Below are 26,660 nucleotides of genomic sequence, written 5' to 3'. Positions count from 1 at the left end.
TTAACGAATCACTGCATTGATTTTTTCTTCTAAATTTTTGACTACTTTTGCCATGAAGCGATTGATTTCTTCATCTGTCAAGGTCGCTTCGGGGTTCACGAAGGTCAAATTGTAGGCCATCGATTTCTTCCCAGCCTCGATATTCGCGCCTTGATACACATCAAAGACTTGCAATTTCGCTAAGAATTTACCAGCGGCCGCCGTCATCACTTCCGCAATTTCAGCATTCGTATTTCTTTCATCGACTAACATGGCGATGTCACGGCTGACTGCTGGATATTTTGAAACAGCTTCAAAGATTAACGGTGTCTTCTCCTGCTCAATCAATGCTTCCAAATTCAGCTCCGCAACGAAGGCAGATTTTAATTCATAGCTTGCGGCCGTTTTGGGATGGACTTGACCGACAAAACCGATCAATTTTTCATCAAGATAAATTCCCGCCGTTTGGCCAGGATGCATTTCTTTCAACTGCGTCGCTTGGTACGTGATTGCGCCACTTAATCCTAAACCTTCAATCAATTCTTCCACCATTCCTTTGACCGTGAAATAATCATAGGTTTCTGGTTTGTTTGACCAAGATTTATTCGTCGCATTGCCGGTTACGGCAATCGCCACATGATTTTCTTCAATCGGCAGATCTTTTTTCGGATCATTATTTTGATAGAAGACATGACCGATCTCATAAAGAGCGACGTCACTATTTTTACGTGCAACATTGTAAGACAAATCTTCTAGTAATCCGCTAATCAAATTCAGGCGCATCGTCGAGCGATCTTCGCTCATTGGCCAAGCAACGCGAGTTACTTTACTGTCCTTCAATAAAAATTGCTGCGCTTTGGCTTCAGTCGTTAACGCATAGCTGATCGCTTCTGATAGCCCCGTACCTTCTAAAAGGCTGCGAACTTTTCTAGTCGCTTTTTGTGTTTCCGTTAAAAAGCCGGCAATCGTCTGACCTTCTGGTAAAGTTGATGGTAAGTTATTGTAGCCATAAATTCGCGCAATTTCTTCCATCAAATCCGCTTCGATCGTAATGTCCCAACGACGTGGTGGCACGCTGACGATTGTTGTCCCGTTTTCGACCTGCGATTCAAAGCCTAAAGCAGCAAAAATATCATTTACTTGTTCTTGCGTCAGCGCTGTTCCTAAGAAGCGATTGACATTTTCAAGTGTTGTACTAACTTTAACATTTTCAGGATGAACCTCACTGCCTTTGACAGCACCTTGCAATACTTTCCCGCCAGCCAATTCAGCGATCATCGCTGCAGCAACCTCACCAGCCAAGCTGATGTCACTTTGGTTGATACCTTTTTCAAAACGCATGGAAGATTCACTGCGCAAGTTATAACTTTGGGAAGTCCGACGCACGGAAGTATGATCAAACATCGCCATTTCTAATGCGACCGTCGTCGTTTCATCAGAAATCTCTGAATCTAATCCTCCCATGACTCCCGCTAAAGCAACCGGAATTTCTCCATTGGTGATCACGATATTTTCAGGGTTCAACGTCCGTTCCACGCCATCAAGTGTGGTGAAAGCTTCCGCTTCCGTTGCCCGGCGGACTAAGATTTCTTGGCTACCTAGTTTATCATAATCAAAAGCATGTAATGGTTGGCCGAATAATAATAAAATGTAATTCGTTACGTCAACCACATTACTGATTGGACGGATGCCTTCATTCATTAAGCGATTTTGCAGCCATTGCGGACTTGGTCCAATCTTCACGTCTTCGATTACACGGATTTCGTAATGAGGCGCATCCTTTTCGTCTGTGACAGAAACTTTGATTTTATCGCTGGCTTTTTCAGCTGCTTCTTTTAGTTCGACAGCCGGAAAAGCAACTTTTTTATTGTAGATAGCCGCTACTTCATGGGCAACTCCACGAATGCTTAACGCGTCAGCACGATTAGGTGTGATTGACAGATCAATGATCGTGTCATCCATTTCTAAATAAGAAAAAACCGGCGTGCCAACTTCAGCGTCTTCAGGTAAATAATAAATACCATCTGCGTATTCTTTAGGAATCACAGAATCGCTAAAACCAAGCTCTTGCAAAGAGCAAATCATCCCGTTTGAGACTTGACCACGCATTTTACCTTTTTTAATTTTCACATTACCGGCGATTCGTGAACCTGGCAATGCCACGATGACTTTCACGCCCGCTTTAATATTCGGCGCGCCACAAACGATTTGTGACAATTCTTCTTCGCCAATATCCACTTGACAGATCGAAAGATGATCAGAGTCAGGATGTGGGATACATTCCTTTACATCACCGACCACGATTTTTTTCAAACCGTCTTCCGGTGATTCCAGTCCTTCAACTTCGATCCCGGTCAATGAAAGACGATCCGCTAAATCTTTCGGCGCGACATCCTTCACATCGACATATTCATTTAACCATTTATATGAAACTAACATTACTTTTTACTCCCCCTTGAATTGTTCCAAGAAACGAACATCGTTTAGATAGAAATTGCGAATATCATTAACACCATAACGCAGCATCGCGATTCGGTCTGGGCCTAAACCAAAAGCAAAGCCCGAATATTCTTTTGAGTCAATCCCAGACATTTCCAGTACATCAGGATGGACCATACCGGCTCCTAAGATTTCGATCCAGCCGGTGTATTTGCAGACGTTACAGCCTTTACCGCCGCATTTAAAACAGCTGACATCAACTTCGACAGATGGTTCCGTAAACGGGAAGTAGCTTGGACGTAAGCGAATCTTACGGTCAGCGCCGAATAATTCCTTCAATAATACTTCCAGAGTTCCCTTCAAATCCCCCATCGTAATGCCTTTATCAACGACAAGTCCTTCAATTTGGTGGAATTGATGACTGTGGGTCGCGTCGTCTGTATCGCGACGGAAAACTTTTCCTGGCGAAATCATTCGCAATGCACCCTTTGAAAAATCATGTTTTTCCATCGTCCGAGCTTGGACAGGTGACGTATGCGTCCGCAACAAGACCTCATCAGAAATATAGAAAGTATCTTGCATATCCCGTGCTGGGTGGTCTTTTGGCAAGTTCATCCGTTCAAAATTATAATGATCGGATTCAATCTCAGTTCCTTCAATGACTTGATACCCCATGCCGACAAAAGTATCTTCGATTTCTTCCATGATTTGAGTCAAGACATGACGCGTACCTTGGGACATTTGTTTACCAGGTAAAGTTACATCGATGGCTTCTGCCGCTAATTGTTTTTCTAAAGCCGCTTCAGCTAAAGCAGCTTTGCGTTCTTCAACAGCATTCGTCAAGAGGTCCCGGATTTCATTAGCAAAGGCCCCGACTTTTGGTCGCTCCTCCGCAGATAAATCACGCATCCCTCGCAATACTTCGGTGATAGGTCCTTTTTTACCTAACGTTTCTACGCGAATTTTTTCAACGATAGAAAGTTCGTCTGCCGCTTCAATTTTTGCTAACGTCTGACTTTTTAATGTTTCCAGTTGCTCTTGTAAACTCATTATTTTCTTCCTTTCCCTATTGCTTTAAAAAGATAATCTTTAAAAATTATCGGATTCATTGATTTGGTGATTATTTTGACCTTCACAGCTACCTCGAGTTGAAAAATAATTCCGATCCTCGTCACGCCTACGATCCAACTAAACAGTTACTTATCAAGTCTAGCTAAAATTACAATTATTTTTTTCCAAATTTGAAAACTGCTGAAAGTTGGAATCGCAAAAAGAGACCTCGTTCCTTTATAAAGGAACGAGGTCTCGCGGTACCATCCTAATTCGCCAAAAATTCATTTTGGCGCTCTCAACTCTTAACGGCTTTGCCGGTCTTTCGACAAGCTCCAGAAGTGAACTTCATCTTTCAACCCCTTAATCTGCTTCCAGTCAATGGCAGACATTCCCTTGAAGGTTTAGAAAAATTACTCTTTTCTATCAACGCTTTTTGATTTATTCAATTGACTATCCCAATACTACAAGAAATCAAAAAAATTATCAACTACATTCTTCATCGGTAATCCAAGTGTCACCCCATTGATGAATCTCGTTCATCACGTTTTTTAAGGCTTCACCTTTATTGGTTAAGCAATAGTCCATCCGCTTTTGGCTGCCACAAGCAATTACTCGACCTACGATGCCTTCTGCTTCTAACTCTTTTAACCGTTCGGTCAACACACGATCGCTGACTTCTGGAATCATCGCAGCAATATCAACGAATCTTTGTGGACCACCTTCTAACAACACATCAATAATCAAGCCGTTCCATTTTTTGCCTAAAATTTGAAAACCCTTCTCAAATTTTGGACAAAGTGAAAAGTCCATTACCTCTACTTGTTCCATAATTCTCACCTCGATAGAGAGAGTATAGCACATTACTTACCTTTTATAAGTACAACTTGCCTAAGGCTTAGGAGTTCTTAACAAATCGATCGCCTTGTTGCCTTGCAAAAAGATTAAAAAAGTTGAAGAAACGGTTTTGTGCTTCGCTTTTTCCAGTGCGTCTTTATACAAATGCAACTGCCCCCGATAGCGATCCAATAGCTGTTGTTCCCGCTCTGGCGTATAGAAATCCGTCTTTAAATCGTACAGTAAAATCTCATGATCGAATTCCAAATAACCATCAATGATCCCATGAATCAATATTTCATCTTGATTTTGATAGTCTTTAAATAGCTGGTCTGCTGGTAGCAACATCGCAAAAGGCTCTTCTCGATGCAATTTTTCTGCATGCTGCAAGACATATGTGCCAATCTCTGAATCGAAGAATTGTAAAATACTTGCCACTGAAATTTTTTCAGCGACCATCGGCATCAAAGTCTTTCGTGCGACTAGTTCAGCAATCAATTCCTGAATCTCAGTTTCACTTGGTTTTTTCGTTAAGGGTAACAATTGCATTACCAAGTGAGTCGCGGTTCCAATCTCCGCTGGTGAAGCATCTTGAAGGGTTCCTAAAAATTTTGGCTCGTTAAGGGCGTCAGCCGTAAAACGATAGGTCATCGAGTTCTCGGAGATGTCCATCGTCTGTCGATTATCTGGATCATCATAGAGCCGCTTCAACTCAGAGACGGATTGATAACTGGTTGTTTTCGTAGCTTCGGGATAAGGATATTCAAATAGCAGGCGTTTTTTCAAAGCATCGATGTTGACGGTTCCTTGCGGCAATTCCAAAGTTTTTATTTCTGGTAAATAGCCTTGAACCAATTCAGCGATCGTTTGCGGCTCAACAAAATCGATAGTGAAGGTCGCTGGATGTTGTTTCACTTTCGCGACTTGATTGACAACATAGTCTGTTTGATATTTATCCATCTGAGCATGTCTAAACAAGGTCATTCCGACCCAATCAAAGAAGCTATCACGTTGTCCGTTCCGTAAGCCGGCATCCAAAACCACGGACTCATTTCTAGCGGCTTTACTCCATTTTTTATAGGTCGATGCTTCATCATCATAAGAGCCGACTAAAAATAATTTTTGTTCTGCTCGTGTTAAGGCCACATAAAGCTTTCGCATTTCCTCCGACAGCAATTTGTTTAGATTTTTTTGTTTGACGATTTGGAAAAGGAGTGTTTCTTTTCGAACTCGGGTATCAGGGGTTAATAGTTTCACACCTAGGCCCAGCTTCTCATCAAAAACATAATTTCTTTGCGTATCTTGGACATTAAAACTTTTACTCATATCCATCAAGAAGACTACTGGAAATTCTAGACCCTTACTCCCATGAATCGTCATGACTCGAACCGCGTCACTGATTTCTTCGGTTGGCGGCTCGCCTAGATCCTTATCCTTTTCCTGCATCTTTTCAATGAAACGAATAAACTGATACAAGCCTCGGAAGCTACTGCGTTCATAATCCTTCGCTCTTTCGATCAAGGCTAAGAGATTCGCGTGGCGTTGCTGGCCGGCCGGCATGCCTAAAACATAATCCAAGTAGGCTGTCTCATTATAAATTTTTAACAATAAATCAGCGATTGCTTCGCGGCGAGCGAATTCTCGCCAATCATTTAAATGAGCCAGAAAATCCTTTAATCGTTCAGCAAGGCGATCTTCTTGCGTTTCTGCATAGCGTAAAACAGCTTGGTAGTATTCTTTCTGTGGTAACGCAAGACGGACCATTGCTAGTTCTTCTTCTTGCAATCCAACAATGGGAGATCGCAATACTGCTGCTAAGGGAATATCCTGATATGGATTATCAATAATTTGCAGCAAAGAGATCATGATCCGCAGTTCAGTTGATTGAAAATAGTTTTGCGTATCGTTGATTGCTAAAGGAATTCCCAGTTGTTTAAAGACTTCTAAGATCGTTAAATTATGACTTTTGGTTGGCGTCAGCAAAACAATGTCTTCATATTGTAAAGGCCGCATTGCTTTTTGTTTTTTATCATAAATCTCAAAGCCTTGATCGATCAATTGACGAATCTTGGTGGCGGTCATAAAGATTTCCCCCATCGATTTGTCTTCGATCCATTCGGGAGTCTCTGAAGCCTTTTGATAAACCAATAATTCCGGAGCAAATTCTTTCGTTTCAGGAAAAGCGCTAAAGCCATTGATTAACTCTGCCTGCTGATCATATTCGATTTGCCCGACCGACTGATCCATCAGTTGTGTGAAAACTAGATTCGTAAAATTCAAAACTTCTTTTCGGGAACGGAAATTCTCAGCCAAAATAATTCGTCGGCCACCGTCTTCATGAGCAAAATCATGATACTTTTGAATAAACAGGGTTGGATCAGCCAAACGAAATCCATAAATCGACTGCTTCACGTCCCCTACCATAAAGAGGTTGCCGTTAGTTTGATTGCTCAGCCGTTGGAGAATTGTTTCTTGCAGCTGATTGATATCTTGATACTCATCGACTAACACTTCGGCGAAACGCTGACGATAATAAGTTTCCGCTGGTCGTTTGCCATCGACCTCCGCTTGTAAAATCTGTAAAGTAAAATGTTCTAAATCATTGAAATCCAACATGCTTTTTTCCCGTTTTGCTGCAGAATAAGCTTCGATGAATTGTTTCTCCACGCGCACCAATTCTTCAACGATCGGCAATGCTTCTTGCAGCCGCTCAATTTGCTCAGCTGGTGAAACGGAAAAGTAAATTTCTTTTAGATTCAGTAAATTTTTCTTGGCTTGATCCCGATACTCCTTGCACTCAGTGATCACTTCACCGAAAGCCTCCTTCACCTCTTTTTTTCGCGGTGAGGGAAAGGTCGGAAAGCTCAAATCCTCCAATAAAGTAAAGACTGCATCCAATTGATTAGCCGCCAAAAGCTGTTCCAACTGCTGGACTATCGCGGCTTCGTTTTGTGCTAAATCAGTGATTTTTTGCAACTCTTCACTAGCTTGACTATCTGAAATCAACCATTGATAGGTCTGAAGAATCTCGTCTAAGCTTTTCAATAATTGCGGACGAATGATTTGCTGATACAACTCAGATTCAGCTAAATCATTGATACGATAATTTTCGATCAGCCCTTCCAACCAATCAAAAGGGGCCGGATTGGCTCTGGCAAAGTTGTACATCGACATCACTAAATCTTCTAACCCACTATCACTACGGTCATTAGAAAAATTTTCAGTCAAGCGATAAAAAATTTCCTGATTTTCCTCATAGAAGGTTTCGCGCAGCTCGTCCCAGACGTCCTCCTTTAACAAAATCGTCTCCGTTTCATCCGTCAGCATCCGATAACTAGGATCTAAATCAATTAAATAGAAGAAACGTTGAATGACTTTGGAACAAAAAGCGTGCAAAGTGGAAATATTAGCCATTGGCAGCAAGGTTAATTGCCGGGTAAAATGATTTTTTTGTTCCTGATCGGTTTCTTCGTTAATGGCTTCTTGCAGTGCGTTTTGGATTCGTTCCTTCATTTCGCTGGCGGCGGCTTCTGTAAAGGTCACGACTAACAGCTGATCCACCGATAATTGTTGGCGTTTGATTTTTTCAATCACGCGTCGAACCAAAACAGCCGTTTTACCCGAGCCAGCCGAAGCCGAGACTAAAAGATTGGTTCCTTGATCATAAATCGCCTGCCATTGGGAATCTGTGTACATCTCATTGGGGGCCTTTGGAGGGATTGAATGTTTAGTTGTCATGTAGCTCATCCTCCATTCTTCTCAATACTTCTTCTTTTGAAAGCTTTTCTAAGCGATGATAATTATTTTCCTGCAACATCACATCGAACTTGCAGACACTGCGAAACGGGCATTGCTGACAAGCGATCCGCTGATTATCCTTATACGTCGGATTCAGTTTGATCTCGCCAGAAACAATTTGATTGCCGGCCGATTGAATTTTTTTCCGATTGAACTCTCGAAGTAATTCGATTTCTGATAGTTCATAAAATTTGTCTTTCGATTGTGAAATCGGCTGTGTTTGTCCTTTTGCATCTTTTCGCAGCGGAAACAATAAAGAATTTTCCTTGTCCTGCAAGCTGTGATCTAGCTGATCATATAACTCCGGCTCTTTCGCAAACAAACCATCATAGTGATACGATTTCAAGGTTTCCTTGTCAATTGTGGTTGGATCTTTCAAGACCGGATTGTGGACGTGAAGATAATACGCACCCGCTGGCTTAATTGGTTTATCATTGGTCATGCCATAATCGGTGATCGCCACATCTAAATAGGTAATCAATTGCAAGGCGATTCCGTAATACGCATCTGCTACATTGAAACTGTGAGGACTGGATTTGTAGTCCACCACGCTTAGCCAGTCGGATTCTGCTCCTTGCAGTTGGTCCAAGCGATCAATTTTCCCTCGGATAGCTACCTCACCACCAGTAGCAAGAGGTAAACTAATTCCCGGTATGCCTTTTTGACCACCAATCGAGCCAAAGACGATTTCCGTTTTTTGTGGTTCCATTTTCGTACGCAAGCCTTGTTGAACTAAGCCCCAGCTAACTTTTTGAATCGTTCTTGCCAATTGATAGCGAATATAATTCATTCGTGCAGAGCTGGAAAGAATCGCAAATTTCAATTCGCCAAATAATTCCTTTAAGACCTCATCGGCTAAGGCTACTCGCTGAGTGTCGTTTAGTTCCGTTAAGTGCAAACCTTGCTCATTGATCAGCCGGAAAAAGTAATCCAACGCTTCATGATAAAAATCTCCCGCAGCGGCAGGCGTTAATCCATAAACGGTCCGCTCCTTCAGCCCTAGACCAAAATTGGCGAAATACTTATACTGACAATTATAAAAATTCTCAATTCGAGAAACAGAAACATAAAGGTTCTTTCCATAAAGCTGTTCCGCTGTCTCGGGTAGCAAAGCCCGTGGAACATTCAGCTCCTGCAAGCTTTGGAAAACTTTTTGTGCTAGTGGGGCCTGTGAACTATTTTGGATAAATTTCTGTAATTCACGCCAAGCTGGTAAGAAGGCCCGATTTTCATCTTGCGCCAAACGATTCAGCTGGATCAGATCTGACAGCAAGGTTCTTAACGTCCCCATTCGTTTTTCCGGCTGACTAGTCAGACTCAACGACTCGGCTTCAAACACTGGCAGATTCAAGCCTTTACTTAATTGCGTCAAAAAAGGCGAAATCGCTAATTTCTTCTCTCCCTCAACCGCGGTTGCAACACTTAAATAAAGTTTTTCTCTGGCCGATAAGAAGACTGAATAGGCTAAGAAAGGTTCACGATTGACCTTTGAACTATTGTTTTCCGGTAAAAATTTTCCTTCCGGCAAATTTTGATTGAAGGCTGAACGTTCTTCTGCCGACAATAAACCTTTATCATCAAAGCGAGCGGGAAAATCATGATCGTTCAGCCCGATGGCAAAGGTGACTTTCATTTGATCGACTCGCGCTAGTTCCAAATCATTCACTCGAACTTGATCGATCGCCGTTGGAATTTTGCCGTAAGTTAAATTCATCAAACCAGTTAGGAAAATTTCTTGAAAGGTCGTCCAATCAAAGACATCTGAGCCATAAATCAGTACATATTCATCTAACAAATCCATTAAAGCCTGCCATGTCTGCTCATGATTACGGGCTTTGTCTAATTCACCTTTTGCCACCTCTTGATCACGCCAAAAAAGTAGTTGGCGCTTCACACCACAGCTTTCTAAAAATTGATAAAAAAGAGTCGCCGCCGCTAAACCACTTTCTGCACCTTTGATCTTTTTAAAAAAGGCTGGTAATACTTGTTGAACAGATCGGCGGACTTGATTAGAAGTCTCTTCCAACTCTTTGGCCTCCTTAAAGGCTTCCGCCTCAAAGTCGTAATCAACAAACTGCCAATCGGATTTTTTCGTCCAGACACTGCCACGGAAATTATAAGCTAAACAAAGATTTTCCGTTTGATCGATCTGCTGGCGATAGTTTTGCTGTTGCAGTAGCCAGTTCTCAGTTGTCCAATCAAAAGGCGCAAATAATTCCGAACGGAGCATCCGGAAAACATCATTGATCCGATAATGGTATTTATCAATTAGAAACAATGCTTGCAAAAATTCAATTAACGGATGTGCGGCCATCTCTTGCGTTTCGTCCAAATAAAATGGGATCTCCAGCTTTTGGAAAAGATCTGGCAAGACACTGTTATAGACTTGCGGATTGCGTAGTAAAATCTGGATATCCTTATATCGGTAACCCTCCACGCTCACTAGATGGCGAATCTGATTACCGACTTGACGAATTTCTTCATTGACGGTGGCATACTTAGTCAGCTGAATTTGATCTGTCTGCGATAGATCATTTTTTTGTTGTTGCGCCCAAAAGGCACTGACTTGATTAAAAAGGGTGTCTCGTTTGACTGCAAATTGATCTGGCCGAACAGGGATCTGCTGACTATCGGCCCGCTGTTTCAATTGAAAATATGTTTTCCCAGGATCAGCAAATAAATTCAAAGGATTTGGTTCTTCATTTGGGTATGCCCGATCCAATTCCAAAGCTACCGCCAACTCACCGCAAGCCATCAAGGCATTGAGTACACTTAGTTCGCGGGCGTTGAAACGGGTAAACCCGCTCACGATAAACAGATCCCCTGACAATTCCTGTTGTGTCAAATAATTTTCCAGCAATAGTAAAGGATCTTCGTTGGTGACTTGATACGTGATCATCGCTTCTTCATATTTACTGAAAACCATTTTTAAGTCTTGCAATTTGAGTGCCTGATCGGGATCATGCTCACTTACCGCTAAATCCTCTACTAAGACATTCCCAACTTGCATCTCTTGATAAAAGCCCAACAACTGTTGGATAAAGCCGGTTTTATTAACCTCTCCACGAAAAATCGTTAGTTCTTCTTGTAAATCTTGTAGGACCTTTCGTAAAATCATGGCATTCCCAGCTTCTGACAAAATATTTCCTGGAACTTGTCCATCCCGCTGTAAAAAATACCACGCTAAACGCTGAAAACTAAAAACCTGTGTTCGAATCGTACTGAACTCAGAAGCGTGAGTTCCTTTTTTCATGGCAGACAAAAGATTGATTTCTTGCTCAAATTTATTGTAATTGGGGACTAAGAAAAACACGTGGTTGGCCGGGTTCTTTTCCAACCAGCTTTGCGCCAACTGAATCATGCGTTCCGTCGCGTCCGTCTGTCCAGCACCTAATAAAAATTGTAACGGCATTGTTTCCCCTCATTTCTAGATATTATATTTCTCGTTTATTATAACAGTTCATGTAAAACAACGCATGAATCTGAGCGATCCAAGAGTAGTGTAAAAAAATAAAAATTTCACCCACTATGCAGCAATTCGCAAAAAAAGCGAAAACAGACCTGACAATTAACTTAGACCATGGTATCGACTTCTTGAAAAATGAAAAGTTGATTTGATTTTCGGTTCGCAGACGATTCTACTAATCAATCTAAAGCGTGAAGTAGAACTCGCTGACGATTCAAAAAATAGAAGAAATAAATTTTTGCAAAATTTATACGTATCTTCATCGCCATATCATCCAACTAAACATTTCACACAATTCTCTATAATAATCTATTACTATTCATCGATGGACAATGAAGACTGCGAAAAGTTGGACTGACAAAAAATAGACTAGCATTTTGCTAGTCTATTGTCCCGAATCGGTCTAAGGGCCAAAATACGAATTTTACATCGGCCATAATATTTTTTTCTTTGATCATTCCAATGATTCGGCTATCTTTTGAGATACGTCGATTGTCCCCTAAGACAAATAACTCGCCAGCGGGAACTTTTTCTGCCCCAAAGAGATCCTTCAAATTGAAATCATAAGTGAGCGGTTGATCATCCGTCAGTTCTTTTTTAAATTGATCTAAGTAGGGCTCAGCAACTTTTTTTCCATTGATATACAGCTGATCACTTTTGTATTCTATGGTATCTCCTGGCAAACCAATCACACGTTTGATATAATTTTTTCCTGGATCATCAGGTGCTGGGAAAGTCACGATGTCAAAACGTTTGACTTCGGTATTTTTCAATGCGATTACTCGTTCACCATCTGCCAATGTTGGGTCCATCGAATCCCCTTTAACCACTACCGGCGTAAAAACATAATGCCGTAAGCCAAACAAGATGGCTACCAAAATCAAAAAATAAAGAATTGTCTTCCCGATTTCTTTTATATTCATTCACGTGCCTCCATTTTTTCCTTCTTGTATCAAGTTTAACACAGACTCTTTTGTTTCTTCTATTTTAATCTCTGGCTTTTAAAAAAATTACTTTTTCTGCGAGCATATTTCTTTTCTTACTTTTTGTAAGATGATATAGTAGCTCTTGTAAACAAGAACTCAACAAGAAAAGGTGGAAATTATTATGTCTCAATTTTTAGACTCATTGAAAGATCGCCGTTCATTCTACGCATTAGGACGCGACGTTAAATTATCAGAAGAAGAAATCACAGAATTAATCAAGGACACTGTTAAAAACAGCCCAACTGCGTTCAACGCACAATCACCACGTGCTGTTATTCTTTTTGGCGATGCTCACGAAAAACTATGGAACATTGTTGAAGATGCTTTGAAACCATTAACACCAGCTGAAGCTTTTCCTAACACTCAAGCTAAAATTGCTGGCTTCAGAAACGCTTTAGGTACTGTAATGTTCTTTAAAGAAACTGATACAGTAAAACATTTACAAGAACAATTCGCTTTGTATGCTGACAACTTCCCAGATTGGGCAGAACAATCAAATGGGATCGCAACAGCTAATGTATGGACTGCTTTAACTACAGCTGGTCTGGGTGCAAACCTACAACATTACAATCCAGTAATCGATGATGCTGTAGCAAAAGAATGGGATATCCCAGCAAACTGGCAATTACGTTCTCAACTAGTCTTCGGTTCTAAAGAAGGCGAAGCTGGAGAAAAAGAATACTTAGCTGATGACGAACGTTTCCGTGTATATCGTTAATCTGATCTAAATAAAAAGCGAGGCCTAGGCCTCGCTTTTTTTTGCGTAAAAAAGATGGTGTCTCCACCATCTCATCGTCCGTCTTTTGGTTCATCATCTTTTGTTAAAATTTCCAGCTTAGTGCCTTCAACTAGATGCGTAGAAAGAAAGACTACCATTTCTGTTAAAGGATAATTAAAGGTCAAAATTGGTCCTCGACGATCCTTGCGAAAATAGTTTAACTTAATCAAACCACTTTCTTCCTGATATAAAACAACTCGCTCAATTTCCTTAAACGGAATACCCCGATTGTCTAGACTAAACAAAAGTAAACTATCTTCTGTGAAGCCCCTCTTATCCAACAAGAAACTCAACATGATCAACGCCGCTAAAATAGTACGTACACGTTCATTAAGATCTTGCCAACTACTAAAGCCGATCCATAAAATCAAAAACGTCAAAAAAAGATAAAATGGATACATCTTCTTTTTCTGTAAAACAGGAATCACAATTGCCTTACGTGTCAACAGTAGAAAAACATATAGGACAATCGTGAAAAACAGCAATAATAAAGTAAATATATTCAAAAGAACCGCCTTCTAACTTGGGATGAAATTAGAATATTTTACCACGACCATGTTAGATTTGTCATCTCGCTGCTCTTGATCAATGTCTTCGCATTGATTGATTCGAACAACTGCACAGTTGGTCATCTTTGAAATGACTTCCCCTTCAACACTTTCCTCGAAGCCAATTGGATGGCACCGATAACTTCTTCCAAGTTCAATTTCTTCTTCATTCATAAATAAGCCCTCCAGTATCGACATTCATTTGTTCGTCTAGCTTTTGGATCAATTTAAACGCATTATACCTAAGTATGGAATGGTTTACAATTGAAACTGCCTATTTAGTCGCAAAAATACACTAAATCAGGTAAAATTATTTTAGAGAGGTGGTATTTTATGTCTAATTTTTTAGATTCAATTAGAAAGTATGGGTATTTGCGCAGTGCCTGTTATCTGATTCTTGGTATCGCTATTTTGCTTTCTCCGAGAAGTGTTTTTAATGGGATTGTTTATATCTTTTTCTTCTATTTATTAATTTTCGGTATTCTTCAAATCATTCGCGGTTTCCGCGCAAAAAAATACACTGGAAATGTCGGTTATGAAACGACCGGGGGGATTATTCGAGTCATCGTAGCCTTTATCATCTTATGGTTTTCAAGAGGAATCATCAGTATCTTACCAATGTTTTTAGGCTTCCTTATTTTAGTGTTCGCGATTGGGCAATTCATCCAGAGTTGGAACGCCAGAAAAAACGGTTTTCCTGTTAATGGACAACTGTTATATAGCGGATTGATGATCCTTGCCGGCATATTTCTGCTATTCAATCCTTTCAGCAGCTTAATGTTTCTATTTCAAATTTTCGGTTTTCTGCTAATTACGATGGCCGTTTCTGAATTTATTAATACACGACGGCTTGCGAAATAGAGAATTGTTTCTATTGTCATAAAGCTTTATACTACTAGTATCAAAGTAAGTGAGGTTATTATGAACACAGCGCAAGAACTCTATCAATTCACCAAAAAATATGGGATTAATTACAATACGGGCGAAGAAAAAGGAACGTTTTTATTTCAAAAATTTTTACAAGCTTATCCAAAAATCAATTTTAGCTTCTCCTTCATTGGCTTTCATAAATATGAAAGTGTCAAAAAGCAAGAAGGACTGAGTGCTTACGCAATTTCCGGCAATACACTTTATGTTTTAAGTAAGCAGAAGGCCTATAAATACAATCTTTATCAAAGCAGAGCCATTACCGGAAAAAAGAAATTGAATGGTATTCGTCTGATCCTAGACTTTGAAAACGAAACAATTAAAATTAATCTAGGCTTCGCAGATGGTGGTATTGTTTTAGCAGCTCTAAAACAAGCTGGGAAAAAATAAGACAAGATAGTTGAAGAATAGAAAAACTAGCGTTATAATTTTTTCTGTTCTCATTGGGATATGGCCAAACTGGTAAGGCGCCTGACTCTGAATCAGGTAAGTGTAGGTTCGAGCCCTACTATCCCAATTAAAAAGCTTGGTTTCTCAAATTGAGAAACCAAGCTTTTTTTTATATTATTTTAAGGCCTTACTACTAATACGTTGCAATGAGCATTATTGACAACATAAGACGTTGTCGAACCGACCAAAGCTTGTTCAACAGCCCCTCGTCCAGTCGCGCCTAAAACGATCAAATCTACCTGATTTTCTAGTGCGTAATCCGTGATTTTGCGCTTCGGATTGCCTGAATCAATTTTGGTTTCATACTCAAACTGATTCACTCTTGAATTCGCGATTAATTGTTCTAATTCGATCTCTGCATTATTAAGATGAAATTTTAAAGCATCATTGATAAATGCCGGATCACCAATCGAGAATTTGTAATCCACCACGGTAAGGATAAAAAGCTTTGCGTCATTTCGTTCAGCGACATTTAACGCTTCGTTGAATGCATCGTTGGAAGCCGGTGATCCATCTACCGCTACAAGTATTTTCTTATATTCTTCTTTCATCGTAAACGCCTCCCTATCATATAGTATACCTTATTGATATCTAATGATAAAAGTTAAATGCACGTTAAAGAAACTAGGCACTTGGGTTTGTTTACTAATAAAATTCATATTTATTATATTCTCATCGTTAGTTTGCTGACAAAATTGGCCGACAGCGGATTTCTAGATCTCCGATATCTCATTGTTATTGGGCTTCGTAACTTTTTTATGTTTTACTCCCTTGTATTTCTATTAATTATCGTCTAATATAATTAAAAGAAAATGAGAGGATGACTAAAATGGAAAACCGATTGACCCAAACATCTCGTTTTTCTGATGGTGTAAAAGCCTGTCTGCCAACTATCATGGGCTACTTAGGTATCGGAATCGCTATGGGAATCGTTGGAAAGTCTGTTCATCTTGCAATCTGGCAGATCTTTTTAATGTCCACTCTAGTATACGCTGGCAGCGCCCAATTTATTCTATGCGGCCTCCTTTTATTAAGTGCGCCGATTTTATCCATCATTTTTACCGTCTTCTTGGTCAACTTACGCCATCTATTGATGAGCCTCTCCGTAGCTCCTTACTTTAAAGAAGAATCTTTATTAACCGGCATTGCAATCGGCAGCCTGTTAACAGATGAATCATACGGCGTTTTAATGAACACACTAGCTCAACAAAAAAAAGTCAGTAGCACATGGATGCATGGTTTAAATATTACCGCTTATTTAGTTTGGATCGTTTCGACCATTATAGGAGCTTTATTAGGAAATTTCATTCCTGATCCGATGGTTTTTGGCTTCGACTTTGCTTTGACGTCCATGTTTTTGGGCCTATTTTTATTCCAAGTACAATTACCCTTAAAAAAACAAAAGAAAAAGACGCTCATTATTTTATTGGTTACAGCCCTTACTTTATTCTTGTCTATGAGAATTGTTTCCGCTGAGCTGGCCGTGATTATTGCTACTCTAATTGGCTGCATGACGGGGGTGCTAATCAAAGATGAATAATTCCTATTACCTACTAACTCTTTTTGGCTGTGCCGCTGTCACTTGGCTACCTAGAGTCCTACCATTTGTTTTGACAAAGGCTTTCGCTTTACCTTCAGCCGTCGAAAAATTTTTAAGCTATTTGCCAATGACCATCCTAACAGCCTTATTGCTACAAAGTTTGCTAACTTTCAAATCAGGGTCCTTCCCTAGCCTCCGTTTTCCTGAAATACTCGCTTGCATCCCAGCGCTCATTGTCGGCATACGAACTAATGATTTAATGAAAATTGTTCTGACCGGGGTCGTGGCTATCGCGCTCCTACGATTACTTTAAATAACGTAAGTTATAGAGCTTATTTCTGGTTTTGCCTATATTAGTAGTGTACTATATAACAAAATATAAAAAAGGAGTAACTCTCATGAAAAAGATCGCTGGATTTTTCTTTCAAAAACCCTTAGATTTGAACCAAAAGAAATCTTTCGAAATCCATCTTCCAACCGACACTTTGTATAATGGCAACGAACCCGTCCTAGAATCCAACCGGCAGATTTTATGTGAAATTAGTAAACGGTATGACTATCCCGAAGATAGCTTACACAGCTTTTTTGTCATTACCGAGATTGGTGAGGTTGATTAAAAAGTTTACATTACTATTGAAACCGGTAATATAAGAAATTTCACAAAAAAAGATTCTCTCAAAATTTCTAATATTGAACTTTTAAAAATTTTGTAGCGACAATTAATTACTTTACAGATTCGAGTTTTCTCTTATCTTTAACGAATCTAGAACTTATCAAAAAGATATCATCTATTTCATTAGAGTTGATATCTTTTTTTATGTTTCGTTGATCATTTCCACTTGGATAGTCGAAATATGTGGTATAAATACTTATTAAGCGGGTTTCCTATCAAGGTGTCATTATTAACTTAAAACACCTCATTATATTAAGGGAATTTTTTTGTTTTTCGACATAATATCTTCCACTAATGAACTCTGTCACTATTAATTGAAAAAAAGAAAGATTCTCTGTTTTTATCCAAAAAATCTTCAGACAATCCGCTGTATGACAGATCACTATTTAGACCATAATAATTTAAACAAAAAAAGCAAACATCAAAAATGCTCGCTTTTTAATATAGAAAAACTTCAGAAATAATCTAACTTAGAAGCTTCAGATTTCATTTTGCGTACCAACCGACACCCTCATATTTCCAACCTCGTGTCTTTAATACGTTTACTTCGTTTTGATCTTTTGTGTAGTGATGAGAGCCGCTTCTTAAACTTGGGTTAAACAAGCGATGAATCTTTACACTTTTATTATTGTCGGAATACCACGCAACCCCTTCATAAGTCCATTTATGTTTTGTTGTCAATACTTTTACTTCGTTCCAATCCAAAGTATAGTGATGATCGCGAAGTGTGGAATTGTACAATCGATAAACTGATGCTCCTGTTGAAGGAGCGTTCCAAGCAATTCCCTCATATTTTCCCCACCCAATTTTCACTAAATGATTTTTTTCACTTAAGTTTGCGGTATAGAAGTGTTCATAATTATTTGGGTTATATAACCGATACATTGGAATGTTTTTGCTTGGCGGCGTCGGATTTGGTGTTGATCCGCCAGCCGAATCATATTGCGTTAAATTATAATTAGCGATAACTGCGTTTAATGTCGATCCATAGTTTGGTGCGGTAGCATATTTTCCCGTCAGCCAAGCGGTGGCATCTTTATAGGATTTTGTATTACTCTTCCAAGCTCCAGAATAAAAATAAACGCCAGGAGAAAAAGAAGTTTTCTTTAGTATGGTCACGTTATCATTTAAAGACTCTTTAAATGAAGGATATTTTCTAAACTTTGCGTTGATGTAATGCCAGCCTTGCTCTGCACTCCATTCCTGAGTTTTCATGGTTACTGATTGACCGTTGTACTCTCCCTTGATCCCAAACAAATTATGATTTGGAACTTTTGATAACGTACTTCCACCCCAACCACTTTCAACAATCGCCTGAGCGATCATGACAGAAGCGTAGAGATTATTTGCATTGGCCAATGTTTTTGCAGATGATGCTATCTGATTAATAAAGGTCTGCTGAGTACTCAAAGTTGAACGAGCTGCTCGAAATGCAGGTGGGTCTAAAGTAAAATCTTCAAATCTAACAGGATGATGAAATTGTAAGTTTCCTAAAGAATCATATTCTGCTTCATCAATTACGCTGTCCTCCTCTTTGACTTCATTGCTCTCGTTAGCAGAATTTCTCTCCTCAGCCTGAATAGGTTCCGTTGTTTCTTGAGCTTCTATTAAAGTTTCAGAAGAGCTTGATGTTGCTGCTGTTGTGGTACTTTCTTGCATCTCGCTAGATGAAATAACTTCTGAAATCGTTGAATCTTCAGCGTAAACTTTAATGCCAGAAGTACTCAAACTTCCCAGTATAATCACGCTACATATTATTCCTTTTATTCTCATGTCATCCCCCTCTGTAATTTATTATCAGTAATTATCTCGAGTAAAATATAACTACTTACAGATTATAAATTACCAAATTTTAATCAAAAAGTAAATTTATTTTATTTTTTTAGGAGCAGAAAGAAACGTATCATCTCAATTTTCTTTCAAATACTTTGTATAAATTAAAAAAACAGGATGCTTTTTATAAATTTTTTTATGTCATATTTTTAATCAATAGCGTTTTAATATGTTATTTATTATGATAATCTTATTTGCTATAATAGTCTTTGAAGGGGGAATTACTTATGGATATCGGCTTGGCAGTTTCTTGGGTAATTTACCTAATTTTCTTTTTTATGAGTATCATCTATTTTAAATTATTTAAAAATGAACGACGGATGATCCACCTTTACCTTTCGTTGATCCCAACATTTATATGTATTTATTTATTGATGAATTACCATCACTATCAGCCATCGGAGGGAGCTTTTTCACTTGCTTTACTGATGCTGGTCTCCCTCTTTACCTTTATGGTTTATTGGTTGATCTATTCTTTTTGGCGGAGACGCTGATTAGAAATTTGCTATTTCTTAACAAAATATTTCATAAAGCTTTGATTCGATCTATGCTATAATGGTTTTTATTTATCACAAATTTCGAAGGAGCTTTATTATGGCTATTTTATTGACTTTGATATTTGATCTTCTCATGATCGCATTATTTTTGTTTCGAATGGTTCAAGGAGATCAAATTGTTTTTATCGTGAGTATTATTTTACAAGGATTAATCTTTATCGACTTATTAGCAGTGGTACTTTTACGCCCTGCTAAATCAAAAATCATGGAAAGTGATGCGTCAGAAATCACACGAAAAAAAAGCCGTAATCAAGTTAAGAGACCTCGTGGCGGTATCCTTGCCAAGATTTCTTGTATTATCGCCTTATTGGTGCTAGCTTATTATATTTATTCTGTAGTTTTTCTATTTATTTAACCTAATACACTAACTAAAAAAAGTTATGTCTAAAAACGGACATAACTTTTTTTGATGCAATAAATTAAAAATTAGTTTTAATTCACAGCCTTTTTTTATTAAAAAGTAAAATACTCAAGATAATCAATAAAACGAATAGGAGGCAACTGATGATCATCGCCGCTAAGTAATCTTGAAACAACTCGGCCTTTTGTAAAAAATCTAGATTTTCTATTGTTAGTGAGATTGGATTGTATTTTTTTACTTGTTCAAAAAGATTTAACAATCCTAAAATCACTACACCGCCACCAGTAATCAATAATCCTTCATAACTATTTCGCGCTATCGTCGAAGCAAAAAGAACCAGCCCCATCAGCAGCAGTCCAAATAGCCACAAAGGAAAAACTGCCTGAAGCAAGTAAGGACTCTTATCATCAGGAAAGTAATACAGAGTATAGGCCCAAGTGATCAAGAAGGATAAAATCAAACACAGAGTCCACTGGAAAATCAAACTAATCATTTTGCCAATAATGACCGTCCAGCGATGCAAGCCCTTGGTCACTAAGTTGATCAATGTTCCTTGATTGACTTCACTACTTACTGTACCGCTAAACATCAAAGCAAAAACAACTAAACCTATTTGGGTCATATTTTTATAAAATTGAGTCCAAGAGTCAAGGGATGAAGGTTCAGGAATCGTTTGAGCCAATGATTTACCAATCGTCATCTTAAAAATCTCTGGCGTTAACTTAGCCAGCAGAGGATTCATCAAGCCTAAAATCAAAAATACAATCAGCAAGATCAGCAGTCGATAGGTCCGCCAACTTTCAAATAATTCCTTTTTCGTAAAATAGACTAAATTTCTCATGACTGGACCACCTCCAGAAAAATCGATTCTAGTGAAGGATCGATTTTTTTGATGACTCTTGGAAATAATTGTGTAGCTTCAAAGCTGCGAAAGATTTCTTCCGCCAGTTTTTCATAACTACCAACGTAATTCACTTTAAAAAGAAATTTATCGGGATCATAAGAATAATCCGACAGTTGTTCCCGCTCTTTTAACTGATCCAGCTCTTTGAAAAAAGCCCGCAAGTTTTGCTTTTCCGAGAATTGAATTTCGATTTGATCTTTCGCATACTGCCGCTTTAATTCGTCCAATGGACCACTGATCGTCAAATTTCCTTGATCAAGAATGCCGACATAGTCACAGATACGTTCAACATCACTTAAAATGTGGGTCGAAAACAAAATCGTAGTGCGTCCTTTTAAACCAGCTAGAATCTCTAAAAATTCATTGCGTCCACTTGGATCTAACGCCGAAGTGGGCTCATCGCAAATCAATAACTCTGGATCGTTCAATAGTGCTTGCGCGATCCCCAGACGTTGCTTCATACCCCGTGAATAACTTTTGATTCTTTTTTTGTCTAGAGATAGACCTACTAGTTTTAATGTTTCTGGAACTTTTTGCCTCAGTATCGTTCTCGACAATCCCGTAATTTCGCCACAAAAGGTCAAATACTCCTTGCCAGTCATATAATTATAAAATTCAGGCACATCTGGTAAATAACCCGTTACTTGATTGGTTTGATTGTCGCCGAAAGCCACGGGTTTGCCTTTGATCAAAATTTCGCCTTGATCTTTTTGCTCCAAGCCGAGAATCAACTTCATCGTTGTCGTTTTCCCTGCCCCATTTTCTCCTACAAAACCAAAGATAGACCCAGTGGGCACAACTAAATTCAATTCATCAAGCACCTGTTTGGGCCCAAAGGCTTTAGAAACCTGTCTTAATTCCAAAATATTCATTATTCGTCGCCTCTTCCGAAAACAAAATACACCACTGGACCAATAATTTGGAAAATAATCACGACAAAAAGCCAAATTCCGCGATTGCCAAAACGATAGTTTCGATGAAGCAAAATATGTCTAACAGCCACAATCATTAAGGTTAATTCTAAAAGGATCAGCGGCAATAAAATAGGCAGATTCTCGAGTAAGAAATCAACATTAGGCATCGGCTGTCCCTCCTTTCGTTTTAATTGCTTTCAATTCATCATAAATTCTGTTTAATTCTTGCTGGTTCGAGAAATTTACAAACAGCGGATGATCGATCACTAAATCAATAAAATCTTCCTTTAACACACTTGAGTTTCTTGGTAGTTGATTGCCAATTTCTAAATTCTCCAACCACTCGTCAATTCGATCAAAATAATCATCCCCATGCAAATCAACGGGAAAGACTGTCTGCTTTATTATCTCGAGAAATTCTCCTAATAATTCAATAGCAGCCGATTCATTTTGCATTTGTGCGTATCCAAAGATCGCTGAAAGTTGAAAATTCATGAAGGCTACAGGATGAAGCGTTTCAAAATGAAAAAGCTTAGCAAAGCCTCGACCTCGTTGCACCGTTTCATTGTATTTTTCAGGCTGCTGTAATAATAACTGTAAGTAATTGCTCAAAAAACTAAGAAAGACCGTTGTGTATTGATAGATGGCGCTTTGTAACGTAATTTGCGCTTGTTGCGGCTCACCTTTTTGTTGCTGCGCCATTGCGATCAGACTCTCGACTGGAAAGATAACTGGCACCTGTTCCCCTAATATTTCTAAAGCTTGATCAAATTCCTGCAGGGTCAATGAGCTATAAGCTTCATATTTCAGTGCCCGAGTAATCAGTTCCGGATCTTTGCTTTGGGTTCGCACATGAATAAATAATTCTCGTGCTTCTTTAGTATAACGGGTGATTTTGTCCTCACCTGGTAATAAATCCACGTGATTCAACAAAAATAGGCCCATCTGCAAAATAAAAGGATAGCAGGAATAATAACGGCGAATGAAACTACGCGTTGTCGCTAAGACATCGTCCGCTGATTTGGTTTCTAAAGAATTTTTCAGCATGCCATAGATCCGTTGTATCTCATGATTGTCCAGCTGGGGTTCATAAGTTAAAAGTGAATCAATCGTGATATCAAAATAAGCGGCTAATAATGGTAATAGCGTAATATCTGGATAGGTTTGCCCCGTTTCCCATTTTGAAACTGAAGCTTTCGAAACACCCACAAAATTCGCCAGTTCTTGCTGCGTGACTTGCTTTTCTTTGCGTTTCTCCATAATGATCGTTCCAATATTCATTTCCACCTTCGATCCCTCCTTAATGTTATTTTAGAATGATTTTTGAAGAAACACAATGGAGTTGTTGTTAACTTTTGTGGCTATTAATCAACTTGTGAGCAACAAAAAAAGACTAAAGATTAGTCTTTTAACGTTCTTCGTATTTTGAGGATAAATCATTCATTTTTCGACTGAATTTTTTCGGCAGATAAGACAATAATCCTAAAAGAATCCCAGCAATAGTCAGCTCAAGTAATAATTTTACGGAAACTCCTTTGGTCACAATCTCCGAGGCCATAAAAGCATAAATAAAACTCGCAGGCAACATCGTCAAAAAGGATATCAGACTAAATTTTTTCAAGCTCATGGGGGTCATTGCATAGGCATAGCTTTGAATGGCAAAAGGAAAGATCGGCACTAAGCGGGTAAAGATCAAAAAAGAAAGTCCATTTTCCCGCACCCCTTTTTCAATTTTTTGAAAGGTTGGATCACTGCCAAAGCGTTGTAGTAGATATTCACGAGCTACATATTTCCCAATCACAAAGGAAATACTTGCTCCTAGTGAGGCACCAATCACGGTTAATCCGCCACCGATCCAACCGCCATAGGCTAAGCCGCCAACGATCGCTAAAAATTGTCCCGGTAGTAAAAAAACCGCGACCACTATTGAAAGTAAGATAAAGATTAAATAGCCCCGCCAACCAAGACTTTCAAGATAGCTTCTCAGTTGTGAGATATCCGTCAATAGTGCGACTAACCCAAGCTGATTGGCAAGTACTAGCACGATCAATATCAATACGAGAAATCCAATAATTTTCTTCATACTTCCTCCTCTAGTCGATACTACGAGTTAATCCCTGCACCATTCGTTGAATGACTAATTGATTAAAGCTGGTCAAATCCAACAGTTTTTGTGGCATCTTCACTAAATAATCAGACTGCTGTGCCAACGTCAATTGTCCCTTTGACAAATTAGCTTGCTCCCCAGCAAGTTGATACTCTTCTTGGCTAAACAAATCCGGACGTTCCAAATAGACCGCTGTAGTCATGTCCCAATTGCAAAAACCGCTGTAGTGAAAAATTTCCTCGTTCCATTCAATCCAGCTTTGCAAGCTGTCTGCTATCCAGCGCAATTTGTCTGAAGTTATCAAAGAACCGGCTGCTTCAAGAAAGTCTTCCAATTCTTTCTTTGAAAAAAAGGCTTCCGCAGTCATGTGGCCATTCATGATCGTTAATTTCGCCTGACTCAGTAATACTTTTTCAGTCGCCAAGGAGTCACAAGAAAAATTCAATTCGGTCACTGGCCGTTGATTTACGAAAAGCGGCTGCGTGATTCCCCCCATCAAGATGACTTCTTGGACTTTATTAAAAAAAGCCGGGTCCTTCTCTTGTGCTCGCGCTAGATTCGTTAATGCTCCCGTAGCGATGATTGTGATCTCGTTGGGAAAGCGATTGACCTGCTCCACTAAAAAATCCACCGCTTTTTCTGTGGGATAATAGGAAAAATCTAGTTGCAGCCGTGCTTGTAATTTCTGGGTCATTTGTTGGACTTCTAAAATAGTTCCGTTCCCATAGCTTAAAGTCGCGCCTAATAAGTCAATTTCAGGCATGCCCAATAAATAGAATAACGTCAACCCATCATCCACATCATGATTTTTCAAGCCAAAGGTATTGTCGCAATCATAAATAATTTTTCTCATTGGAATAACCCTCGATTTTCTTTGAGCCAGTCGCCAAAATACGCATTCTCCTGGTTCAATTGAGATTGAATCGCTTGCAGATCGGCCGGATGATCCATGTCTTCCAGCGGCTCTAACAAAGCCACTTGATACTTACTTAACAACTTTAATGTTTCAGTTAGCACTTCACTTTTCCCCCAAGTAATCGGCGCATCAAAAATCGGTGCTACGTTTACTTTTTCTGTCGCTCCCACTAAATAATAACCGCCATCAGGAGATGGTCCCAATACCACTTCGCTCATTTGATCAAAAGCTGAGACAATAAGCTCAGCAGTTAAATTAGGAATATCACTACCAGTCAAAATAACTTTTTGATAACCGAGCGAAAAGACCGTCGCCAGTGCCTGCTTCATTCGCTCACCAATCGTTTGTCCTTTCTGAGGAAAGGCCTTAAAGCTTTTTGGCATGAGTTGGATCAAAGAATCAGGGCTGCCTTCGTCCGAATAAGCTAAAAAGAGATCGATCCCTTGATCCGCTAGTGACGCAAATTTTTCGAAGCTATCTTGCAGCATCCGCAGCTGAACTTGACTAGCTTCTGTGCCAGTCAAGCGACTTTGCAAGCGGGTTTTGACTTTATTAGGAACCGGAACGCGCGTAAATAAAATATAGGCCTGTTTATTCAAAGACTTGCTCCTTCAATGCTTGTTGTAAAAAATCTGGTTCCAAATAGCTGGTCACCTTTTCAAAAATTTCTTGATTTTTCAACGCCTTCGTCGCTGTTTGATAACTGTCATAGGCCATCGCCGACCATGCTAGTGCCCGCAGCATCAAGTAGGGATGGTAGATTCTTAGCGCTTCTTCAAAGGCTATTCTGTCAAATCCTGTTGCGTCAAGATACTCGTCAAAAAATTGGTGTTTTTCTGTTTGACTCAATAATAAATTACTGCGCCAAAGGGTCGTCGTTGAGGCCAAAAATTGCGAAATATCTTGCACCGGATGGCTGATCACTGGCTTCTCCCAATCGATCAAATAGCTTTTTTCACCGATAATGAAATTGTGAGAATTGACCTCTGTATTATTCACACACCAAAGATCCAAATCAGTGAAAAAGCGCTGCTGGTCAACATTTTTTGTACAGCGTTCTAAGGCTCTCGCCAATTCTCTTTGAGCTGTTAAAGGTACAAAATCACTTTTTAAAACCGGTGCTAATAGCCGCTGACACTCCTCCACGCGGGCAGACAAAATCGTCTTTTTTTCTTCTACAAGAAAATTTGCGGCCAGATCATCAATCGGCTGACGATGGATTTCACCAAAAATTTTAGCAGCTTTAGCCAGATCACTGCGATAATCTAAGGGTTGTCCCACTAGAAATTCCATGATCAATAAGCCTTGCTTAAAAAACCGGCGGCTGTCATCGACAAAATAAACTTTCGGTGTCCGGTCCGTTCGTTCCAGCCACCTCAATGCTTGATACTCATACTGAATTTGATTCTCCAACTGTAATTGACTGCCGTAGTTCAAACGGAAAACAAGTTGTTTCTTTTCATCGTAGATCAGAAAATTTTGATTGTATTCTCCTTGTGCTAAAAATTCCACTGTAATCGGCGTTTGTAATTCTAATTTTTCAATTAAATGAAACTCTTTTAAATAAGCGGCGATTCTTGTGCGCATCCTGTGCTCC

At 39.3% G+C, this 26,660-nt stretch carries 26 protein-coding genes, 1 tRNA gene and 1 other annotated feature; of the genes, 9 read left to right on the top strand and 18 right to left on the bottom strand.

The genetic code is table 11. The features are described from left to right. The 6 genes from pheT to lepB all read right to left on the bottom strand — a co-directional run bounded on the left by pheT (nucleotide 1) and on the right by lepB (nucleotide 12,492). On the bottom strand, nucleotides 1–2,418 hold the full coding sequence (pheT, locus tag RV00_RS03910; RefSeq protein ID WP_071861295.1) for a phenylalanine--tRNA ligase subunit beta: 2,418 nt from the start codon (nucleotides 2,416–2,418) through the stop codon (nucleotides 1–3). Nucleotides 2,419–2,424: 6 nt separating this feature from the next. Then, entirely contained in the window at nucleotides 2,425–3,468 is a 1,044-nt protein-coding gene (gene pheS, locus RV00_RS03905) for a phenylalanine--tRNA ligase subunit alpha (RefSeq protein ID WP_071861294.1), read from the bottom strand. Between the two features lie 240 nt (nucleotides 3,469–3,708). Then, nucleotides 3,709–3,907: a binding site (T-box leader), on the bottom strand. 47 nt (nucleotides 3,908–3,954) lie between these two features. Then, nucleotides 3,955–4,299 (bottom strand): winged helix-turn-helix transcriptional regulator, encoded by a 345-nt coding sequence (locus RV00_RS03900; RefSeq protein ID WP_071861293.1) that lies wholly within the window; start codon nucleotides 4,297–4,299, stop codon nucleotides 3,955–3,957. A 60-nt stretch (nucleotides 4,300–4,359) separates the two neighbouring features. Further along, nucleotides 4,360–8,043: a helicase-exonuclease AddAB subunit AddA gene (addA, locus tag RV00_RS03895; RefSeq protein WP_071861292.1), complete on the bottom strand. Its 3,684-nt coding sequence runs from the start codon at nucleotides 8,041–8,043 to the stop codon at nucleotides 4,360–4,362. Next, nucleotides 8,033–11,515: a PD-(D/E)XK nuclease family protein gene (locus tag RV00_RS03890; protein WP_071861291.1), complete on the bottom strand. Its 3,483-nt coding sequence runs from the start codon at nucleotides 11,513–11,515 to the stop codon at nucleotides 8,033–8,035. Before RV00_RS03890 ends, addA begins: the two co-directional genes overlap by 11 nt. 434 nt (nucleotides 11,516–11,949) lie before the next feature. Next, the gene (gene lepB, locus RV00_RS03885; protein ID WP_071861290.1) at nucleotides 11,950–12,492 is read right to left on the bottom strand and encodes a signal peptidase I; all 543 of its coding nucleotides are present in this window, start codon (nucleotides 12,490–12,492) and stop codon (nucleotides 11,950–11,952) included. A 184-nt stretch (nucleotides 12,493–12,676) separates the two neighbouring features. Between lepB and RV00_RS03880 the strand changes: the two genes are divergently transcribed. Then, nucleotides 12,677–13,273 carry a nitroreductase family protein gene (locus RV00_RS03880; RefSeq protein ID WP_071861289.1) on the top strand — a complete coding sequence of 199 codons (597 nt, stop codon included), beginning with the start codon at nucleotides 12,677–12,679 and terminating at the stop codon, nucleotides 13,271–13,273. Between the two features lie 71 nt (nucleotides 13,274–13,344). Here RV00_RS03880 and RV00_RS03875 read toward each other — a convergent pair whose 3' ends face one another. After that, nucleotides 13,345–13,839: a hypothetical protein gene (locus tag RV00_RS03875; protein WP_071861288.1), complete on the bottom strand. Its 495-nt coding sequence runs from the start codon at nucleotides 13,837–13,839 to the stop codon at nucleotides 13,345–13,347. 12 nt (nucleotides 13,840–13,851) lie between these two features. Next, entirely contained in the window at nucleotides 13,852–14,055 is a 204-nt protein-coding gene (locus RV00_RS03870; protein ID WP_071861287.1) for a hypothetical protein, read from the bottom strand. A gap of 159 nt (nucleotides 14,056–14,214) precedes the next feature. Here RV00_RS03870 and RV00_RS03865 point away from each other — a divergent pair, with 159 nt between their 5' ends. From RV00_RS03865 to RV00_RS03855, 3 genes are all read left to right on the top strand, one after another. Continuing rightward, nucleotides 14,215–14,742, top strand: a complete 528-nt coding sequence (locus tag RV00_RS03865) for an HdeD family acid-resistance protein (RefSeq protein ID WP_071861286.1) — start codon at nucleotides 14,215–14,217, stop codon at nucleotides 14,740–14,742. Between the two features lie 60 nt (nucleotides 14,743–14,802). After that, nucleotides 14,803–15,198 carry a hypothetical protein gene (locus RV00_RS03860; protein ID WP_071861285.1) on the top strand — a complete coding sequence of 132 codons (396 nt, stop codon included), beginning with the start codon at nucleotides 14,803–14,805 and terminating at the stop codon, nucleotides 15,196–15,198. 54 nt (nucleotides 15,199–15,252) lie between these two features. After that, nucleotides 15,253–15,325: transfer RNA gene (locus RV00_RS03855), tRNA-Gln, on the top strand. 52 nt (nucleotides 15,326–15,377) lie between these two features. Here the strand turns inward: RV00_RS03855 and RV00_RS03850 are convergent. Next, nucleotides 15,378–15,809 (bottom strand): universal stress protein, encoded by a 432-nt coding sequence (locus RV00_RS03850; RefSeq protein WP_071861284.1) that lies wholly within the window; start codon nucleotides 15,807–15,809, stop codon nucleotides 15,378–15,380. A gap of 278 nt (nucleotides 15,810–16,087) precedes the next feature. On the opposite strand from RV00_RS03850, the gene RV00_RS03845 reads away from it, so the two are divergent. The 3 genes from RV00_RS03845 to RV00_RS03835 all read left to right on the top strand — a co-directional run bounded on the left by RV00_RS03845 (nucleotide 16,088) and on the right by RV00_RS03835 (nucleotide 17,415). Then, nucleotides 16,088–16,798 carry an AzlC family ABC transporter permease gene (locus tag RV00_RS03845; protein WP_071861283.1) on the top strand — a complete coding sequence of 237 codons (711 nt, stop codon included), beginning with the start codon at nucleotides 16,088–16,090 and terminating at the stop codon, nucleotides 16,796–16,798. After that, nucleotides 16,791–17,111 (top strand): AzlD domain-containing protein, encoded by a 321-nt coding sequence (locus RV00_RS03840; protein WP_071861282.1) that lies wholly within the window; start codon nucleotides 16,791–16,793, stop codon nucleotides 17,109–17,111. The genes RV00_RS03845 and RV00_RS03840 overlap by 8 nt, the downstream gene beginning before the upstream one ends. Nucleotides 17,112–17,196: 85 nt before the next feature. Continuing rightward, a complete protein-coding gene (locus RV00_RS03835; protein ID WP_071861281.1) occupies nucleotides 17,197–17,415 on the top strand; it encodes a hypothetical protein in 219 nt (72 codons plus the stop codon). A 542-nt stretch (nucleotides 17,416–17,957) separates the two neighbouring features. Here RV00_RS03835 and RV00_RS03830 read toward each other — a convergent pair. Further along, nucleotides 17,958–19,244, bottom strand: a complete 1,287-nt coding sequence (locus tag RV00_RS03830) for a glycoside hydrolase family 73 protein (RefSeq protein ID WP_071861280.1) — start codon at nucleotides 19,242–19,244, stop codon at nucleotides 17,958–17,960. Nucleotides 19,245–19,531: 287 nt separating this feature from the next. Between RV00_RS03830 and RV00_RS03825 the strand changes: the two genes are divergently transcribed. Together RV00_RS03825 and RV00_RS03820 are read left to right on the top strand one after the other, a co-directional pair. Beyond that, complete coding sequence (locus RV00_RS03825) at nucleotides 19,532–19,798, top strand: hypothetical protein (protein ID WP_071861279.1); 267 nt, start codon at nucleotides 19,532–19,534, stop codon at nucleotides 19,796–19,798. 100 nt (nucleotides 19,799–19,898) lie between these two features. After that, nucleotides 19,899–20,216 carry a hypothetical protein gene (locus RV00_RS03820; RefSeq protein WP_071861278.1) on the top strand — a complete coding sequence of 106 codons (318 nt, stop codon included), beginning with the start codon at nucleotides 19,899–19,901 and terminating at the stop codon, nucleotides 20,214–20,216. Between the two features lie 82 nt (nucleotides 20,217–20,298). Here the strand turns inward: RV00_RS03820 and RV00_RS03815 are convergent, their stop codons facing one another. The 8 genes from RV00_RS03815 to RV00_RS03780 form a co-directional block, all read right to left on the bottom strand. After that, nucleotides 20,299–21,063: an ABC transporter permease gene (locus RV00_RS03815; protein WP_071861277.1), complete on the bottom strand. Its 765-nt coding sequence runs from the start codon at nucleotides 21,061–21,063 to the stop codon at nucleotides 20,299–20,301. Next, entirely contained in the window at nucleotides 21,060–21,998 is a 939-nt protein-coding gene (locus tag RV00_RS03810) for an ABC transporter ATP-binding protein (RefSeq protein ID WP_071861276.1), read from the bottom strand. Before RV00_RS03810 ends, RV00_RS03815 begins: the two co-directional genes overlap by 4 nt. Next, nucleotides 21,998–22,207 (bottom strand): PLDc N-terminal domain-containing protein, encoded by a 210-nt coding sequence (locus RV00_RS03805; protein WP_071861275.1) that lies wholly within the window; start codon nucleotides 22,205–22,207, stop codon nucleotides 21,998–22,000. Before RV00_RS03805 ends, RV00_RS03810 begins: the two co-directional genes overlap by 1 nt. Beyond that, nucleotides 22,200–23,321, bottom strand: a complete 1,122-nt coding sequence (locus RV00_RS03800) for a helix-turn-helix domain-containing protein (RefSeq protein WP_249024057.1) — start codon at nucleotides 23,319–23,321, stop codon at nucleotides 22,200–22,202. Before RV00_RS03800 ends, RV00_RS03805 begins: the two co-directional genes overlap by 8 nt. 127 nt (nucleotides 23,322–23,448) lie before the next feature. Next, the gene (locus RV00_RS03795; RefSeq protein WP_071861273.1) at nucleotides 23,449–24,123 is read right to left on the bottom strand and encodes a TVP38/TMEM64 family protein; all 675 of its coding nucleotides are present in this window, start codon (nucleotides 24,121–24,123) and stop codon (nucleotides 23,449–23,451) included. A 10-nt stretch (nucleotides 24,124–24,133) separates the two neighbouring features. After that, on the bottom strand, nucleotides 24,134–25,000 hold the full coding sequence (locus RV00_RS03790; protein ID WP_071861272.1) for a nucleoside hydrolase: 867 nt from the start codon (nucleotides 24,998–25,000) through the stop codon (nucleotides 24,134–24,136). Next, nucleotides 24,997–25,662 carry a TIGR04282 family arsenosugar biosynthesis glycosyltransferase gene (locus RV00_RS03785; protein ID WP_071861271.1) on the bottom strand — a complete coding sequence of 222 codons (666 nt, stop codon included), beginning with the start codon at nucleotides 25,660–25,662 and terminating at the stop codon, nucleotides 24,997–24,999. The genes RV00_RS03790 and RV00_RS03785 overlap by 4 nt, the downstream gene beginning before the upstream one ends. Then, nucleotides 25,655–26,650, bottom strand: coding sequence for a phosphotransferase family protein (locus tag RV00_RS03780; RefSeq protein WP_071861270.1), 996 nt, complete (start codon nucleotides 26,648–26,650; stop codon nucleotides 25,655–25,657). The genes RV00_RS03785 and RV00_RS03780 overlap by 8 nt, the downstream gene beginning before the upstream one ends. Nucleotides 26,651–26,660 lie beyond the last annotated feature (10 nt).

Source organism: Enterococcus devriesei (assembly GCF_001885905.1).
GTDB classification, from domain to species: domain Bacteria; phylum Bacillota; class Bacilli; order Lactobacillales; family Enterococcaceae; genus Enterococcus_A; species Enterococcus_A devriesei.
This window is presented reverse-complemented; position numbering and strand designations above follow the sequence as displayed.

Coding starts and splice junctions, on each gene's coding strand:
- RV00_RS03890 (WP_071861291.1), bottom strand. CDS start 11,515: ATGCCGTTACAATTTTTATTAGGTGCTGGACAGACGGACGCGACGGAA.
- RV00_RS03825 (WP_071861279.1), top strand. CDS start 19,532: ATGGATATCGGCTTGGCAGTTTCTTGGGTAATTTACCTAATTTTCTTT.
- RV00_RS03840 (WP_071861282.1), top strand. CDS start 16,791: ATGAATAATTCCTATTACCTACTAACTCTTTTTGGCTGTGCCGCTGTC.
- RV00_RS03900 (WP_071861293.1), bottom strand. CDS start 4,299: ATGGAACAAGTAGAGGTAATGGACTTTTCACTTTGTCCAAAATTTGAG.
- RV00_RS03820 (WP_071861278.1), top strand. CDS start 19,899: ATGGCTATTTTATTGACTTTGATATTTGATCTTCTCATGATCGCATTA.
- RV00_RS03870 (WP_071861287.1), bottom strand. CDS start 14,055: ATGAATGAAGAAGAAATTGAACTTGGAAGAAGTTATCGGTGCCATCCA.
- RV00_RS03845 (WP_071861283.1), top strand. CDS start 16,088: ATGGAAAACCGATTGACCCAAACATCTCGTTTTTCTGATGGTGTAAAA.
- RV00_RS03790 (WP_071861272.1), bottom strand. CDS start 25,000: ATGAGAAAAATTATTTATGATTGCGACAATACCTTTGGCTTGAAAAAT.
- RV00_RS03795 (WP_071861273.1), bottom strand. CDS start 24,123: ATGAAGAAAATTATTGGATTTCTCGTATTGATATTGATCGTGCTAGTA.
- RV00_RS03805 (WP_071861275.1), bottom strand. CDS start 22,207: ATGCCTAATGTTGATTTCTTACTCGAGAATCTGCCTATTTTATTGCCG.
- RV00_RS03815 (WP_071861277.1), bottom strand. CDS start 21,063: ATGAGAAATTTAGTCTATTTTACGAAAAAGGAATTATTTGAAAGTTGG.
- RV00_RS03810 (WP_071861276.1), bottom strand. CDS start 21,998: ATGAATATTTTGGAATTAAGACAGGTTTCTAAAGCCTTTGGGCCCAAA.
- RV00_RS03800 (WP_249024057.1), bottom strand. CDS start 23,321: ATGAATATTGGAACGATCATTATGGAGAAACGCAAAGAAAAGCAAGTC.
- pheS (WP_071861294.1), bottom strand. CDS start 3,468: ATGAGTTTACAAGAGCAACTGGAAACATTAAAAAGTCAGACGTTAGCA.
- RV00_RS03780 (WP_071861270.1), bottom strand. CDS start 26,650: ATGCGCACAAGAATCGCCGCTTATTTAAAAGAGTTTCATTTAATTGAA.
- pheT (WP_071861295.1), bottom strand. CDS start 2,418: ATGTTAGTTTCATATAAATGGTTAAATGAATATGTCGATGTGAAGGAT.
- RV00_RS03835 (WP_071861281.1), top strand. CDS start 17,197: ATGAAAAAGATCGCTGGATTTTTCTTTCAAAAACCCTTAGATTTGAAC.
- RV00_RS03880 (WP_071861289.1), top strand. CDS start 12,677: ATGTCTCAATTTTTAGACTCATTGAAAGATCGCCGTTCATTCTACGCA.
- lepB (WP_071861290.1), bottom strand. CDS start 12,492: ATGAATATAAAAGAAATCGGGAAGACAATTCTTTATTTTTTGATTTTG.
- RV00_RS03830 (WP_071861280.1), bottom strand. CDS start 19,244: ATGAGAATAAAAGGAATAATATGTAGCGTGATTATACTGGGAAGTTTG.
- addA (WP_071861292.1), bottom strand. CDS start 8,043: ATGACAACTAAACATTCAATCCCTCCAAAGGCCCCCAATGAGATGTAC.
- RV00_RS03850 (WP_071861284.1), bottom strand. CDS start 15,809: ATGAAAGAAGAATATAAGAAAATACTTGTAGCGGTAGATGGATCACCG.
- RV00_RS03860 (WP_071861285.1), top strand. CDS start 14,803: ATGAACACAGCGCAAGAACTCTATCAATTCACCAAAAAATATGGGATT.
- RV00_RS03865 (WP_071861286.1), top strand. CDS start 14,215: ATGTCTAATTTTTTAGATTCAATTAGAAAGTATGGGTATTTGCGCAGT.